Below are 14365 nucleotides of genomic sequence, written 5' to 3'. Positions count from 1 at the left end.
GAACAGATTGGCCGACGATCTTCTTGTCAGACTGACCGCCGATATCGTGTCGGCCCATGTGTCGAACAATTCCGTGTCTCCCTCCGACCTGCCGGTACTCATCGAGGCGGTCTATGGAGCGCTGGATCAGGCCGGGACAACGCCTTCCGTGTCCGAAACTGCCAAGTTGCAACCGGCCGTTCCGATCCGCCGGTCGATCATGCCGGACTATCTGGTGTGTCTGGAAGATGGCAAGAAGCTGACGCTGCTCAAGCGCCATCTGGCGACCCATTATCAGCTGAAGCCCGAAGCCTATCGTGTAAAATGGGGCCTTCCGAAGGACTACCCGATGGTCGCGCCGAACTATCGGGAACGGCGGAGCACATTGGCCAAGGCGTTAGGGCTGGGGAGAAAGGCTGGCGAACAGGCTCCGGCGACGAACGCCACTGGCAAGGGCCGTAAGAAGCTCGGCATCGCGATCCCCAAGCCGATCGACGATCGCCCATAGCCTGCAAGTGCAGGTTTATCGGTCGGCAACGCGACAGGCTAGCACGATCCGATGGCGTTCCGCGAAGATCGCTTATCGCGACCGGCGTAATCTCCTGTCATTTGCCGCCACCTTTTGGCGATAATGCTTCAGGGTGCCGCGTGTTTTGCTCAATGGCGTCGTATCAAGGGCACGGGTCATCATCTTGGTCTGCAGTCCGATCATGGCGCGGACTTTTTCTGAGACCATCAATTCCGCTTCGACGCTTCCATCGTCTTCGCCTGCGGCGATCTTGGCAAGCCTCATCGTCATGACTGTCCCGGCTTCGGTGCCCAGCATCCAGAAATCGAATCCGGCTTTCATCCACGCGGTGTACATGGCGGTCATCGACTGGCTCCTGCCTCATGTGTGGTATCATTGTCGGCTGTCTGCATCTTCCTTCCAGACTGTGTCGTTCGACTGAACATTCTCATCGGCCCGCATCAAGATGCCTATTCAACGCGCAAAGCACAGATTTCGCTTGCAGTAGGCAGGCGCACAAGCTCCAGGGTGCTGCCGCGCCACCGCACAAGTCCAAGCCGTTCGAAATCGCGCAGCCAGCCTTCCATCGGCCATCGTTTCCAGTGTGCGTGAAATGTCTTTGCATTGCGAACAATATCGGACACGTGCTGCACGGGCGGTTCATAGCTTTCATGATATTGGTGGCAGGCGATGGCCTGTCCGACGAACAGCAGCCTGAAGCCGGCAGCGACAGCCCTGAAACCAAAGTCGGTGTCCTCCGCGCCATAGCCCGTGAACGCCTCATCGAAGCCGCCCAACGCCGCAAAGCTTGATCGGCGCAGCGCAAAGGCCAGCGACCAGAACAGCCCGGCATTGCTCTCCTCGCGCACGCCGCGGGCAGGAAATGAGCGCACAGGGTGCGCCCGCCCGCGTTCAAGCAGGTCCCACTCCTGCCAGCTTCCGCGCGCATCGTCGGGGCCAAGATAACGAACATCGGCGCACAGCAGGCTATCGTGCTCGCTGAGGGTATCGGCCAGCAGGCCGACGCACGCGCGCAGAGGAATGCAATCGACATCAAGGAAGATCAGCATCTCATGCCGGGCCAGGGATGCGGCCCGGTTGCGGGCGGCCGCCAGGGGGAGCCCTTGGGTCTCGAACCGATCGATGCGAACGGGAAAGCTTGCTGCGCCGACCTCGACCGGCTCGTCACTCATATCCACGATGATCAGTTCATCGGGTTGTCGATCGCTTCTGCGCAGGCCCTCGACAAGCTGCGCCAGATGCGCGCTGCGGTTACGAACGATGGTAAGGACCGATATGCCCATCAGCGACGCGTCCACAGGTCGAGCCGGTAGGTATCTCGGCGCTCGGCCAGTTCCACATCGAATTTCTGGGCCATGTCGAACCACAAGGTCTCGACCGCCGCATCCCCGCTTTGCGGATAATCGGTTTGCGCGGTGTAATGGACCAGGATGATCCTGCCGCCGCGCACAACATGATCGCGCAGCCATTTGCCAGCACGATCCAGATCGGCCAGATCCCAATAATAGGTCACCTCAGACAGCACCACCAGATCGAAGTCCTTGGCTTCGGGGGCCTCCTGCGGGAACGCCATGCGTGCCAGCCTGACGCCGGGCTGATCGCCCAGGCGCGCCCTCGCCTGCGCCAACGCCTTCGCGCTGATGTCCACGGCAAGAAGGCTGTCGCACAGGGGTGCGAGATAGCCCGTCAGAACGCCATGCGCGCAGCCGATCTCGAGGGCGCGCGCATACCGTCGGTCGGCCAGCACATCATGGGTGTGGGCAAATTTGGCGGCTTCATACGCGCTCGACGCCAGATCCCATGGGTCGTCATCCGATCCGAAAATGTCGTCGAAATATTGTGCGTCCAGGCTCGAGCGGGTCATCGGCAATCCCTTCTCAATGTCAGCACGTCTCGCGCGGCCATGCGGCGCTTTTCGCGCGGAAGCCGAAATCCATCGCCCATCACCGGCGAAATCTGGCTTCGATGGGCGAGCAGGGCCTGACGCCGCTGTCCGACGGGCATGGCCGGCGTGGCGATATGTCGCGCCAGGCGCGGCGCCTCACCCCAGACATGATAGGCGAACAGAGCGACCGGGCGCTTCGCCCTGTGCACAGCGGCCTCGGCCAGTCTGAAGGCCGCGACATGGTCGCAATGCGCCTCGCTATGGTCGGAAACGGCGATCGCATCGATCCGGCGCCAGCGCAGCAGCGCCGCGAGCCGACCGGCCTCCCGCATGAACGGATTGCTGTCAATCGGATGGGGATGCGCGTCGCGCCACCCCATCCAGATCGTCGGGACCGCTTGGGCGCCCAGCCTGCCGAGTGCGTGGCGGGCTTCTTTGCGTCTGGTCACAGCGACGCGCGGCGTAGTTTCGAGATGCGAGCCCGTGCCATCGGTCAGAAATGCGATCATACCGAGCCGGTCTTGCGCGGCGCAATGCGCGATCAGCGCGCCCGCCCCCAATGTCTCGTCGTCGGGGTGGGGAGCTAGGACGAGCCAGCGCGCCGATGCCCATCGGCTTTGTACCAGAGGCTCGACCTTCACCATAATCGGTCACTCTCGTCCCAGATGTCGTGATCCAGAAGCATTTGGGCGGCCTCGTCCCGCGCATGATCGGGTCCCGCTTGGCGCAGATAGAGGGAGAGATCGCGAATGATCTTGTCCGCCCGTTCCCCATCGAAGGCACTGCGCGTCCCCAATATCCGGGCTGCGGCCTCCATCACGGCAAAGCCTGCATTTTCGACGACCCCGCGGGTCAGGCGCGCAACGGCAACGGCATCGTCATGACCTGACGCAAAGCGCCGTGCCGCTTCATCGACCCAGAAACCTGCGGTGCGCACCGCAACGACCGCATCGGCAAACCGTGCCCGCTGCTGCGGCTCGTTGCGACCCGCATCGCCCATGGTCGATCGGATTTCCGCGACCAGGGCCTCGATGCCACCCAGTTGCGCCGCGCAGAAGCGCCAGGCTCCGGCCGTAAAACGAGGATCACGGTCATAGTCGCCCGGTTGGCCCAGCAGCATGCGCGGTTCGACGGCTATTGCGTCGAGCAGATAGCGACCGCTCACGCTCGCGCGCATCCCCCGGACCCGCCATCCCGACAGGTCTGTTCGGGCCTGCTCGTTGGCGGGGACGATCACCAGGCGCCGGTCGGTGCCTTCGCCGGCGGCAGTGACCAGCGTATAGTCGAGCCCGCCCGCCCCGCTTGCGAACATCTTCTGGCCGACAAGAGACATGGCCGCTCCGCCGACTATCCGTACGCCGGGGGAAGGCTCGGTGGCCCACACCCCGAACCATGCGCCGCGATCCAGAACCTGGGTCAACCAGTCTTGCTGATCGCGCGTGCCGTACCAGTCGAACAGCGACATCGCATTGACATGCCCTTCGTAGAGCCGTCCGATACTAAGGTCGCCCCGTCCCACCTCGCGCAAGGTCTTCGCCATAGCGCATGCGCGCGCCGCTTCATTTTCAAAGCGAACCCCTCCGCATGCTTCGGGGGCGAACCTGCGATGATGACCGCTCTCCACCAGAACCGCTAGGCTATCACACGGGAAATTGGGGGCCGCGTCGTAGCCCGCGCCCAGCGTTGCAAGGCGATCGACGATGTCCGCCGTCGTCTCCATGACCCGCTCGTGTTGGTCCAGGATCATGCGATACCACCTTTATGTTCCATGGCAGCGACAGAAAGGCTGTTCAACCACTCCGCCACCCGTTGCGGCCCGCTCTCCCCGGTCAGGCAAGTGGGCCACTGCTGATTTTGCGCGATCGCCCGATCGATGAGGTTGGACCACTCCCGCGGATGAGGTGGCTCGCGGCACAGGATCGCACCGCCCACGGCAGCCAGGCTGTTGGCCTTGGACATCTGCTCGTCGAAGGGCCGTGGTTCGGGTAGACAGATGTAAGGCCGGCGCGCCGATAGTACGGCGCTGACGACGCCATCGCCGGCGCCGCCGATGACCACCCCGGCAGTCGCAATCTGCGCGTCCGCGTCATCGACCCACCCCCGCAATTCGAGATTATCGGGCATGTCGCAGGGCATGGTGCAGGGCCCTATGACGCGCCATCGCCATGCGGGCGTGGCTCTGGCTGCGGCGGCCCATCGCTCTCCGTCGGAGATGCCGCCCCCGCGGCCCACAACGACCAGCACGGTGCTATCCCCGCCGGGCGCATAGTGTCGATCCGACTGGATGATGCCCGGCGCATGGAAAGTTTTCTCGCGGATCCAGATCGGTATGTCGTCATCGTCCATGGCTTCGTGGAACGGCGCAAGCAGCCCCGTAGCCCCACGAAATGCGTCCAGATGGGCTGGATCCAGCCGTTTCCCGCTCAACCGAACATAAACCGTCGGCACCGAGGCAAGTCGTGCCAGCATCGCCACTTCGGCCGACACATCCACCACCATCAGGCGCGGACGTGCCTCGGCGATCCAGCCTGCCATCCGTCTGATACGCTGACGGATGCCTTCATGATCCAGCGGCGCATAATGCAAGGAGGCCGGACGATCGGCGTGGTCGATACCCGCGAAACTCGCGTCCAGACGATCGTCGGGCAGGTCCAGGAAGGGAAGGTTTCCGGTCCGGCCGGCAAGACCGGTCCCCATCAGCATGACATCGTCGAGCGATTGCCCGATCGCGATCGCGCGCTGGCGATGGCCGTGGCCATGATGATGGATATAATATCCGATCGGGCGGCTCAACCGATGTCTTCCAGGGTGGGCAGCGGCATGTCGCAGGGCATAGGCGCAAGCGCGCGTTCTGCGATCAGGCAATCGGCGGCGCTCATCTCTCCCTTGGCCCATAGCCGCCAGCGGGCGCGCTCCTCCCAGTGCGATAGAGCGGGAACCATGGGATTCTTCTCTTTTGCGACGTAGTCCATCCATTGCTGCATGTCCGCTGCCATGCCGCCACTGGCGCGGCCGGCGGTTCGGGCGGATGCGCGGGTCCATACGGCGTAGGGGTGGATCAGTTTGCCGCCTGCACCACATGCGGCTTCGACCAGGGCGCGATCCTCGCCGGAGGACAGGAGCGGTACGCCGCCGGCTTGGCGATAAAGCTCGACCGATAGGGCAAGGCTTGCCCCTGTATGATCGCCGTGCCGGGGCGGCCTATCCCAGGGGACCGGATCGATGGCGTCCTCGATCGCACGCACCGCCCGCCAATAGGCATCGAACCGGCGGCGTAGCAAGAAAATGCCCGCCGCCGTTTCCGCCTCAAGCTCGTCAAGCTCGATGCGGCCGCCAATGATCCGATCGGCGGAAAAGTGCCTTAAATTGGTCTCCACCCAGTCCAGAGGCGGTCGACAGTCGGCGTCTGTGGAAAGCAGCATGCCTTCGGACGAGATAAGATCAGCGCCCATGTCCATCGCGGCGCGGCGGGCGGATCCGGCATGGGCCCGCGCGGGCTCGAACACGCGCTGGACGATGTGAAGATCGAACGCCGCGTGGGATCGAAGCATGGCGTCTACCGCTGTTGCGTGCGTGGCATCGCTACTATTGTTCACGCAGATAGCGACAGCGAAGGTTTGAACAGTTTGCTGCGCCAAGGCGTCAATCAAGCGGCCGATATGCTCAGCCTCATTTCGGGCCGGTATGCAGACGCAGACAGCGGGGGTCATGCAACGCTGGCAATGAGCGGTGCGGTCTCTGGCTCGGCGGCGAGAGCCGGGAGGGCAACGAGCCTTCGATATACAGCTTCATACTCGTCGACCATGCGCTGCGCGTCGCAATATCGCTCCGCATGTGCCCTGCACGCGCTGCGGCTCAGCCCCGACGCTGCGAGCGCCGCAGAGGCGAGCGACGCGACATCGTCGGGCTTTGCAAGAACGCCGCACTCTTCGGTCAACAGCGCAGGCACGCCGCCGCGCCGGAACGCGGCCACGGGGGTGCCGCATGCCAACGCCTCCGCCACGACCAGGCCATAAGGCTCTTCCCAGCGCGGCGTGCACAGCGCGGCGATCGCCCCGCCCACGAGTTGGGCGAGTTCGCGATGATAAAGATGGCCGACATATTCGACATTCGCTCCCAGTCGAGGCGCGACGGCCTCGTCGAAATAGCTCTGGTTCGAGATGGGGCCAGCGATACGCAACGGCAGTCCGGCAAGGCGGGCCGCATCGATCGCATAGTCCAGCCCCTTTTCCGGGACGATCCGGCCATACCAGACGAGATAAGGTGTCTCGCTCGCGACCGGTTGATAGGGAAAATGCGTCAGGTCGATGCCGTTGGGAATGATATGATCCGTTTTCGCCACGTGGCTCCACATGTGAGCCGTTGCCTTCGACACAGCGACATAGGTCATCGGCCCGCGGTTGAGCCGTACCCCGCTTTCCAGCCAGCAAAAGGGCGGCGTGTGGAGCGTCGTCAGGACGGGACTGGCAAGCGTTTCCGCCATGCTGACGGGAAGATAGTGCAAGGAATTGTTATGGATCACATCGAAGGATCGCGACCGTAGTTCGGTCATCAATCCAAGATAGGCATGATGTTCGCGGAAGAAGGCGACATCATTGGCTTCGGCGATGCCCGTTTCAAGAAGCGAGGTTTCATCGCAGATCGCTTCGACACCCAATGCGGGATCGGAGCGCGTCGATGCAAAGAGAGTAACCTCGTGTCCACGTTCGCGCAGCGACCGTGCGAGCATGTGAGTGTGCATCTCCAGCCCGCCCGCGAAGGGCTCACCGATCGGGAACTTTAAATGAGCTATTATCGCAACGCGCATCAACGACTCCCCGCGACGATCCAGATGGTTCGCCATCGCTGGAAAACTAACGCACATGAGAAGGATTATTTCCCGGCTCCGGGGCATTTTCTGGGTGCGCGATCGGCGTGATTCACAGGACTATAGTTACCATTACGCTTTGGGTTGCTCGAAGACACTTCTGTTCTAACTTTAACTGACCTAATTAACGATACCATTGCGCTTTTATGAGCGAGATCCCTGCATTTGCGATCATGCATACCCATTTATTGAGGTTACCTTTTGTGCACTTTGCTTCGTCATCTGTCCAGGGAGATGAAAGCCGGCCGCTGAAGGCCTGTTTGCGTATCCAGAAACCAGCTTGGGAACAGGTTTTTCCAATTTGTGTTTTACAGATGTATCTTGAGAAGGAGAGTGTGATGAGCATCGAAGGTAAAGCCAAAGAAGCCGCTGGTTTCGTGAAGGAAGAGCTGAACGAACACGGTGACACACCCGAAGCAAAGAAGAAGGCGCAGGAAGGCCGCGATCTGCGTAACGAAGGTCGTGTCGAAGATGGCAAGGCTCCCAAGACGACCGAACCGGGAACCGGCGCCAAGGAATAAGGCTCGTTGCGAGCTTCAGGGCGCCGCGCCGAAAGGTGCGGCGTCCTTTTGTTTAGTCGTCCCGCATCCGGGTGTCAGGACGTCGACCCGTCTCTCATCACGGCCGTTCGTCTCGGGCATTTGCTCAAGTGGCCGCCGGGAAAATCATCGCTGAGCTATATTGGGCAAAGCTCTTGATGGCTCTCGACCCTGGCTTCGAGCACGCGGGCCCAATCCTTCGCGCAACCGGGGGGAGGCATGTGGACAATGTCGAGGTCATCGCGGGCGTAGTAATCCTTCGCCTGGGCCGCCGCGCGCCGTCCTTCCAGATCATTGTCACTGGCAAGGAATAGCCGCTTCACGCGAGGCGGTATGGTCATCTGATGAAGCCTGCGTGCGCCCAAGCTTGCCCAGCAGGGAATGCCGGTCAGCAAGATAAAGGCCCAAGCCGTCTCGAAGCCCTCGGCAATCGCCAGGGTCTCTCCTGGGTGTCCGCCCTGCCATGCGCCCCGCCCCGGCGTGCCCAGCATGACCTTGCGCGTATAGCGGCCTTCAGGGTCCAGGAAGATGCGCTGGATGGCGGTCAGGCTCTGACCTTCCTGGACGGGCACCAGCAAGGCGGGAAGAAACTGCGTTCGCGGCTTGGGAAGATAGGGACAACGTGGATGGAACCGCAGGCCCTGGACGAGCGGTACGAGGTGGCGCCCGCGCAGGTAGGTTTCCCCAAGCGTACCGATGATCTCGGTGCCCTGGTCCCAGACGCGCTGTGGATCGCCCCTTCCCCGCCCTTCAGTGCTGCTGGGCGCAGGGAAATGTCGGCCCGGTCGCACGCGCCGAAGCTCACGCAGCACGTCTTCGCGCGCGCAGCCGGCAAAGCAGGTCACGAGGATACCGCGGTCGCCCTGGCGGATTGAAAGGCTGGGGTCGCTGTCGGCGTGGGCGGGGCATCGGCACATGGCGACATTACCGCTCCACGTGCCCCCGAGGGCGCCGACGAGATCGATGAGTTCCTGGGACGGTCTAAGGGCTGTAAGCGGCATGATATCCTCCTTGCTTACCGTCCTGTTCCCCCCTTTCCTCCTCCTTGGGGTGGACGTTGGCTGCTGAGCCCGTTCAAACCAAGTCAATGCTCGGTCCGGGGCACCTTGAGCGAAGCGCGCGCAAGGGCTCGGACGACCCTGCGAGCCTTGGCATCGTAATCGACGACATCCGTATCGGGCAGATGGCCGCGAACGGTCTGACGCGCGGGCGGAAACCCGGGGTCGATGCTCGCGAAGACGACACGGTTCCCGCCATTTTCGGCCGGAACGACGATCGTGCGGTTCTCGAAGCTGGCCCCGATACGGCGTTCGAGCGTGGCAAAGGCCATGGCATTGTCGCACAGATTGGCCACCAGCAGTCCGTTTCTGCCGAGGCGATCTCGGCAGCTGTCGTAGAAGGACCGCTCGCTCAGCGCGGGGGGAAGGCCCCGGCTGTCAAAGCCGTCGAGAATGAGGATGTCGGGCGCGCCGGGGGCGCTGAGGATATAGTCCAGGCCATCGGCGCAGATGACGCGGAACCGGTCGTTGTCGGGCGGGATGTGGAACTGCTCGCGCAGGGCGATGACTGCGGGATCGATCTCGACAACGGTAATGTCGCACTGGGGCAGGCAGCGATAGCAGGCCTTGGCGAGCGATCCGCCACCCAGGCCAATCATTTCGATCTTTCGGGGCGCGGGACGGAACAGGCGGAAGCCCATCATCATGCGCGTATAGTCGAACAGGAGATGGTCGGGATCGCTGATCCGCATGCCGCTCTGGACCGTGGTCCAGTCGAAGAGGAGCGACAACATGTCACCAAACCGGAACAGCATCGGCCCCGTCTCGCCAAAAGGCGCGTCGAGCGCGATCGGGATGTTCCCTGCTCCCTGGAAGCGGCCCTCAAGATTGCTGCCTGGCGCGGGCTGATCGAACCGCAGATCGAAGACCATGTCGTGAAACAGCTCGAGATCGATCGACGGCCCTACCCCGCCCCCGTCGGTCATTGGCGCGGCGCCTTCGCGGAGGGGGTCAGGCTCACGTCGCGGCGATGGAGAGCGATGCCGAGCAGCAAGGCCGAGGCGGCGGCAACCCAGATGGCCTGGTGGCCGATGACGCCGAACAGGATGGCGCCCAGCACCGCGCCCGCCAGGAGGCCGAGCCATAGCAGGAGATAGGGAACCCATCCGAACCGGTCGCCGCCCATGAGCGCGGACAACAGGCGCTGGCCCAGCTTCACCAGCGTGCCGGTCATATAGGTGAGGCCGATCTGTACCTCGCCATCATGTTCGAACAGGGCATTTTCTGCGCCCATCGCCATGGCGAGCGCCGCGGCCGCAGCCCAGGTCGCGTCGGCCGCCGCAAGCAACGAGGCGGCAGTCAGCATGGCCGCGATGAGGTACATGAGCGCACCATGGCGGGCGCGCCTGATGGTTCGTCCGCACAGCGAGCCGAGCATGACGCCCACGACAAAGGATGCGATCAGCCCGCCGGCGGTCAGGGCGTCTGCGACATGCTCGCTCAAGCCGACGGCAAGCCGCGTGGAGTTGCCGCTCATGAACGAGACGAAGAAGCCGCCGAGATAGAGGAAGCCGAGCGCGTCGACAAAGCCGGCGAGCGCGGAAAAGCAGGCAGCGAGACCCCAGACGCTTCGCGCATAGCGGTTCATCGCACCACGTCCCTAAGTGGCGCTGGCCGTGAGGCCGCACGACAGATCACGATCCCACCGCGCAATCTCGCGGCGGTTCGCCAGATGGATTGCGGAAAGCCGAGCCAGGTCCTGCGTGCAAAGCGACCGGTCTGCGAGACCCTTGCGGAGAAAATCGTACAATCGCTGGTTGTGAAGGAGAAGGAATTCTCGAATTGTCCGCGCCGTCATCATGTCTCCCGCTTATGTCTCAGCGCAAATCGCTTTGCTGACGCGCCTCTCGATCGATGCCTGATCATTCCGCCCGTTTTCTGACACCGCGAACCTTAGCACATTCGCTCTCATTTCGTAAGATTGAATTGTGATGTATGAAACATCATTGGACCAGTCGGGCGCTGGACATGCACAGCCGCCGCCGGCCCCGGCCCGCCTCCTCCCCTACCAGGACGGCAGCGCCCTCGGCCGAGGACGCTGCCTTGGCTACCGGTGCGCTATCGCAGCCGCACCGGCACATAGGCCGGCGCTTCGCCGCGCCCTTTGACCCGTAGCAGGATCGCCGATCGTCCCGCCGCCCTGGCCTGCCGGATCGCGGCTTCCAGATCAGCGGCGCTCGCGACCGGCCGGTTGTTGGCCGAGAGGATGATGTCGCCGCGGCTGAGGCCCTTGCGCGCCGCATCGGAATTGCTCTCGACGCTGCTGATGACGAGGCCCTGGGAGACGTCGCTCGCGCCGAGTTGACGCGCGATGCCTGGGGTCAGCGGTTCCACGGCAAGCCCGAGCGTCTTTTCGCTGGGGGATGCGCGATCCTCGTCGAAATCGTCGAAACGGCGGTCATCGCGGCCAAAACCCTGCCGGGCGAGCTTGTCCTCGCTGGGACGAAGCACTGGCGTGGCAGTCACGGTCACGCGCTGGTTGCCGCGCATGAGTTCGACTGCGACCTTGCGGCCAGGATCGATGCTCGCGACCAGGAACGACAGGCTTTGGCTTGGGGTGACGTCCTTGCCGTCGACCCGCAGGATGACGTCGCCGGCGCGTATGCCGGCCTGTGCCGCGGGCCCACCGGGCTCCACGCTCTGGACGAACTCGCCGCGGTCTCGCGGAACGCCGAGCGATGACGCGAGGTCTTCGGACATCGGCTGTATGGTCACGCCCAGATAGCCGCGTTCGATAGCCTTGCCGGCCTTGAGCTTCTCCACGATCGGCGCGGCGATCTCCGCGGGGATGGCAAAGCCGATCCCGACATTTCCGCCCGTGGGCGAGAAGATCGCATTGTTGATGCCGATGACCCGCCCGCTGCTGTCGAACATCGGTCCGCCCGAATTGCCGCGGTTGATCGAGGCATCGGTCTGCAGATAGCGGTCATAGGCGCGCCCTGTACCGGTATTGCGGTAGACCGCCGAGACGATACCGGCCGTGACCGTGCCGCCCAGGCCGAAAGGATTGCCGATCGCGAGGACCCAGTCGCCGACCCTGACGCGCGTGGAATCGCCGAAGGTCACGAACGGCAGCGGTTTGCGCGACGTGATCTTGAGGACCGCCAGGTCCGAGGCGGGATCGCTGCCGACGAGGGTCGCCGGATATTCCTCGCCATTGTGCAGGGTGACCGTGATCGTCTCGACCTTGCTCTGCCCATCAGCGGTGATGACGTGGTTGTTGGTGACGATGTAGCCGTCGGCAGAAAGGATGAAGCCTGAGCCGAGCGACTGCGCTTCGCGGGTGCGCGGTCCCGTGGGACTTCCGAAGAAGCGCTCGAAGGGCGTGCCGGCAAAGGGGCTGAAGCTCGGCATCTGCACGCGCTGGCGGGTCGAGATGTTGACGACGGCGGGCGCCAGCCGTTCGGTGAGATCGGCAAAGCTTTGCGGCGCGCCCGGGCGCGGCACGACTGGCGATGCGGCGGGCGGCGATTGCGCTGCAGCGGACGATGGCTGGCCGATGACAAGGCCCAGGGCGGCAGCGGTGGTTAATAGGGAGGCAAAGATCCTGTCAGGATTTCGCACGAAATTCTCCTCTTCCTTCCTTTCTCGAGATGGGAACGGGCGGCGCGGCACTGGCTACGCCGGTGGTCGATGTCGGCAAAGCGGCAGGGTCCGCAAAGGAATGCGATGAGATGTCCTCACGCCAATGGCCGCGCGCTCACGCACGCGGCCAAAGCGTCACCGGACCCGGGCGGCCCGCATCAGGTCGTGTGGGATGGACTCGCCTGAGCCTGCGCCGACCCGCTGGTCGTCTGCAACTGCGGCTTGGCCGCAGCGCTGCAGTCGCCGGTGCTTGTCTTCGTCATCTTCGGCTGCGCGCTCGCCGTGCCGTCCGAGGTCCAGGTCACGCTCTGTGCGCAACCATTGGGACCGATGGTGGTCGAGCTATAGCTGTAGTGGACCTGCGCGCCCTTCGGCAGGCCCGAGAAGGACACGAAATGCGGTGCCTCGCTCGCCGTCACGTCAGCGTTTTGGGCATGGATATCCGCGACGCGCCGCATCATGGCGTTCATCTGCGCATCCATCAGCGCAGAGATCCGATCCATCTGCGCGAAGGGCTGGAACGCCGCATCGACGAAGTCGATCTGGTCTGGCTGGGCTTGGGAAATTTTGACCTGCGGAGGCGTATCGCCGAAATAGGTGATGTGGGCGATCTCACCGCCCGGCAGGTTGACGGTCATTTTGTGCTCGTGGGACGCGGCATAGGCCACACCGCCCACCAGCGAGGCGGCAAGGCAGCCGCCGAGCAGAAGTTTGTGCGTGGTTCGCATGGGGATCTCCCTTACAATTCAAGCACAGGGCAAATTGCCATTCGAAGGCTGAACGCGCGATGACTGCGGCTCAGCGAGAGTGTCGCGGGACGGCGCTCCGCGTACAAGAGCTTTGTCCAGCCGTACCGCCCCTATCCCTCGATGCGAAGGAAGGAGGCGGCGTTGTCGTGGAGGATCAGACGCTTTTGCCTCTCTGTGAGAAAGGGCGCGCGTCTGATCCGCTCGATCGCGATTCCGATAGCGTCGGGCCATACCATGTTGTCGGACCCAAACATGATCCGCCGTTCGAAACCGGCGTCGATCAGCCGACGCAGATAGGGGTAGAATTGCTGGTCGGGATAGGCCCAGTCGAGAACAGCCACATCGACATAGAGTTGCGGATGGGCGAACATCATCGCGATCATCGCGTCTCCGAAAGGCCAGCCGGCGTGGGCAACATAGACCCGCAGCTTGGGATGACGGATGAGCACGGGTTCTAGGCGGAGCGGATCACCAGCCGAGACGAGATAATGCGGCGTGGCGAAGTAAGCTGTGCCAGGTGGCCCGGGCCCCATGTGGATGCCGATCGGGATGTCGTTGGCCTCTGCGAAAGCGAAATAGGGCTCGATGCGTGGGTCGTCGGGGGCGATGCCGGCATATTGCGTGGTAATCTCGCTCAGCGCCTGCATTTTGCCTTCGGCGTGGAGCCGGCGCAGATCTTCAATCGGCGGGAGAGCGCCGCTGCTGCCGAAGCCGATGCCAGGAAGTATGTGGCCATCCCCATGACGGCGATAGTCATCCACCACCTCCGCTGAGCCGCCGGCAAGGGCCAGCACATTGTAGCGTTTCAGCTGGGCGATGCCACGATCGCGCAGAGTATCCGCATCGGCCGGCGATGACAGCACGGTCGGGCAATCGGGGTGGCCGGTAAACCAGTCGAGATACCCGTCCAACGGTTGCCCGGGATCGCGCGGAGCCCATTCAGGATAGGGAGCGCAGGCCTTGCCCCCGGGAGGTCCCTGATCGTCAGGACGATCGGCGTGGAAATGCATGTCGATCACGTCGAACTTTGGCCGAGCGGGAGCTGGTGTTCCGGTACAGGCGATAGCAACGATACAACCAAGCGCCACTGTGTAATAAAGCGCTCGCCGGCTCATTGTACATTCCGCCCCATTGCGCATGATCTTGCCCGTCAAAACAGTATCCCCTGGTGCCG

General features: G+C 63.3%; 16 protein-coding genes. 2 read left to right on the top strand and 14 right to left on the bottom strand.

The features are described 5' to 3' along the window. Positions 1–7: 7 nt before the first annotated feature. Positions 8–487 carry a MucR family transcriptional regulator gene (locus tag WBP07_RS19085; RefSeq protein ID WP_395395907.1) on the top strand — a complete coding sequence of 160 codons (480 nt, stop codon included), beginning with the start codon at positions 8–10 and terminating at the stop codon, positions 485–487. A 72-nt stretch (positions 488–559) separates the two neighbouring features. Here the strand turns inward: WBP07_RS19085 and WBP07_RS19080 are convergent, their stop codons facing one another. From WBP07_RS19080 to WBP07_RS19045, 8 genes are all read right to left on the bottom strand, one after another. Beyond that, positions 560–853 carry a hypothetical protein gene (locus tag WBP07_RS19080; protein ID WP_395395906.1) on the bottom strand — a complete coding sequence of 98 codons (294 nt, stop codon included), beginning with the start codon at positions 851–853 and terminating at the stop codon, positions 560–562. 104 nt (positions 854–957) lie between these two features. After that, the gene (locus tag WBP07_RS19075) at positions 958–1791 is read right to left on the bottom strand and encodes a glycosyltransferase family 2 protein (protein ID WP_395395905.1); all 834 of its coding nucleotides are present in this window, start codon (positions 1789–1791) and stop codon (positions 958–960) included. Then, positions 1791–2372 carry a class I SAM-dependent DNA methyltransferase gene (locus WBP07_RS19070; RefSeq protein WP_395395925.1) on the bottom strand — a complete coding sequence of 194 codons (582 nt, stop codon included), beginning with the start codon at positions 2370–2372 and terminating at the stop codon, positions 1791–1793. The genes WBP07_RS19075 and WBP07_RS19070 overlap by 1 nt, the downstream gene beginning before the upstream one ends. After that, complete coding sequence (locus WBP07_RS19065) at positions 2369–3037, bottom strand: PIG-L deacetylase family protein (RefSeq protein ID WP_095687470.1); 669 nt, start codon at positions 3035–3037, stop codon at positions 2369–2371. The genes WBP07_RS19070 and WBP07_RS19065 overlap by 4 nt, the downstream gene beginning before the upstream one ends. Continuing rightward, positions 3031–4140: an acyl-CoA dehydrogenase family protein gene (locus tag WBP07_RS19060; protein WP_036529389.1), complete on the bottom strand. Its 1110-nt coding sequence runs from the start codon at positions 4138–4140 to the stop codon at positions 3031–3033. The genes WBP07_RS19065 and WBP07_RS19060 overlap by 7 nt, the downstream gene beginning before the upstream one ends. Further along, on the bottom strand, positions 4137–5186 hold the full coding sequence (locus WBP07_RS19055) for a glycosyltransferase (RefSeq protein ID WP_380823538.1): 1050 nt from the start codon (positions 5184–5186) through the stop codon (positions 4137–4139). The genes WBP07_RS19060 and WBP07_RS19055 overlap by 4 nt, the downstream gene beginning before the upstream one ends. Next, positions 5183–6103, bottom strand: coding sequence for a glycosyltransferase (locus WBP07_RS19050; RefSeq protein WP_395395904.1), 921 nt, complete (start codon positions 6101–6103; stop codon positions 5183–5185). The genes WBP07_RS19055 and WBP07_RS19050 overlap by 4 nt, the downstream gene beginning before the upstream one ends. Next, a complete protein-coding gene (locus WBP07_RS19045) occupies positions 6100–7200 on the bottom strand; it encodes a glycosyltransferase family 4 protein (protein ID WP_244917350.1) in 1101 nt (366 codons plus the stop codon). The genes WBP07_RS19050 and WBP07_RS19045 overlap by 4 nt, the downstream gene beginning before the upstream one ends. 398 nt (positions 7201–7598) lie before the next feature. On the opposite strand from WBP07_RS19045, the gene WBP07_RS19040 reads away from it, so the two are divergent. Further along, a complete protein-coding gene (locus tag WBP07_RS19040; RefSeq protein ID WP_036529417.1) occupies positions 7599–7781 on the top strand; it encodes a hypothetical protein in 183 nt (60 codons plus the stop codon). Between the two features lie 155 nt (positions 7782–7936). Here WBP07_RS19040 and WBP07_RS19035 read toward each other — a convergent pair whose 3' ends face one another. The 6 genes from WBP07_RS19035 to WBP07_RS19010 all read right to left on the bottom strand — a co-directional run bounded on the left by WBP07_RS19035 (position 7937) and on the right by WBP07_RS19010 (position 14306). Beyond that, the gene (locus WBP07_RS19035) at positions 7937–8800 is read right to left on the bottom strand and encodes a toprim domain-containing protein (RefSeq protein WP_395395903.1); all 864 of its coding nucleotides are present in this window, start codon (positions 8798–8800) and stop codon (positions 7937–7939) included. 83 nt (positions 8801–8883) lie between these two features. Beyond that, the gene (locus WBP07_RS19030; protein ID WP_395395902.1) at positions 8884–9783 is read right to left on the bottom strand and encodes a fused MFS/spermidine synthase; all 900 of its coding nucleotides are present in this window, start codon (positions 9781–9783) and stop codon (positions 8884–8886) included. Continuing rightward, the gene (locus WBP07_RS19025) at positions 9780–10445 is read right to left on the bottom strand and encodes a YoaK family protein (RefSeq protein WP_048938898.1); all 666 of its coding nucleotides are present in this window, start codon (positions 10443–10445) and stop codon (positions 9780–9782) included. The genes WBP07_RS19030 and WBP07_RS19025 overlap by 4 nt, the downstream gene beginning before the upstream one ends. A gap of 470 nt (positions 10446–10915) precedes the next feature. After that, complete coding sequence (locus WBP07_RS19020; protein ID WP_395395924.1) at positions 10916–12421, bottom strand: Do family serine endopeptidase; 1506 nt, start codon at positions 12419–12421, stop codon at positions 10916–10918. A gap of 179 nt (positions 12422–12600) precedes the next feature. Then, on the bottom strand, positions 12601–13170 hold the full coding sequence (locus tag WBP07_RS19015) for a hypothetical protein (protein WP_048938897.1): 570 nt from the start codon (positions 13168–13170) through the stop codon (positions 12601–12603). A gap of 131 nt (positions 13171–13301) precedes the next feature. Then, positions 13302–14306, bottom strand: coding sequence for an amidohydrolase family protein (locus WBP07_RS19010; protein ID WP_395395901.1), 1005 nt, complete (start codon positions 14304–14306; stop codon positions 13302–13304). Between the last annotated feature and the right edge of the window lie 59 nt (positions 14307–14365).

It is taken from the genome of Novosphingobium oxfordense (assembly GCF_044029435.1).
GTDB lineage: Bacteria > Pseudomonadota > Alphaproteobacteria > Sphingomonadales > Sphingomonadaceae > Novosphingobium.
The sequence above is the reverse complement of the archived record's forward strand: the minus strand, read 5'-3'. Positions and strand labels throughout refer to the sequence as shown.

Coding starts and splice junctions, on each gene's coding strand:
- WBP07_RS19080 (WP_395395906.1), bottom strand. CDS start 853: ATGACCGCCATGTACACCGCGTGGATGAAAGCCGGATTCGATTTCTGG.
- WBP07_RS19075 (WP_395395905.1), bottom strand. CDS start 1,791: ATGGGCATATCGGTCCTTACCATCGTTCGTAACCGCAGCGCGCATCTG.
- WBP07_RS19070 (WP_395395925.1), bottom strand. CDS start 2,372: ATGACCCGCTCGAGCCTGGACGCACAATATTTCGACGACATTTTCGGA.
- WBP07_RS19065 (WP_095687470.1), bottom strand. CDS start 3,037: ATGGTGAAGGTCGAGCCTCTGGTACAAAGCCGATGGGCATCGGCGCGC.
- WBP07_RS19060 (WP_036529389.1), bottom strand. CDS start 4,140: ATGATCCTGGACCAACACGAGCGGGTCATGGAGACGACGGCGGACATC.
- WBP07_RS19050 (WP_395395904.1), bottom strand. CDS start 6,103: ATGACCCCCGCTGTCTGCGTCTGCATACCGGCCCGAAATGAGGCTGAG.
- WBP07_RS19045 (WP_244917350.1), bottom strand. CDS start 7,200: ATGCGCGTTGCGATAATAGCTCATTTAAAGTTCCCGATCGGTGAGCCC.
- WBP07_RS19040 (WP_036529417.1), top strand. CDS start 7,599: ATGAGCATCGAAGGTAAAGCCAAAGAAGCCGCTGGTTTCGTGAAGGAA.
- WBP07_RS19035 (WP_395395903.1), bottom strand. CDS start 8,800: ATGCCGCTTACAGCCCTTAGACCGTCCCAGGAACTCATCGATCTCGTC.
- WBP07_RS19030 (WP_395395902.1), bottom strand. CDS start 9,783: ATGACCGACGGGGGCGGGGTAGGGCCGTCGATCGATCTCGAGCTGTTT.
- WBP07_RS19025 (WP_048938898.1), bottom strand. CDS start 10,445: ATGAACCGCTATGCGCGAAGCGTCTGGGGTCTCGCTGCCTGCTTTTCC.
- WBP07_RS19015 (WP_048938897.1), bottom strand. CDS start 13,170: ATGCGAACCACGCACAAACTTCTGCTCGGCGGCTGCCTTGCCGCCTCG.
- WBP07_RS19010 (WP_395395901.1), bottom strand. CDS start 14,306: ATGAGCCGGCGAGCGCTTTATTACACAGTGGCGCTTGGTTGTATCGTT.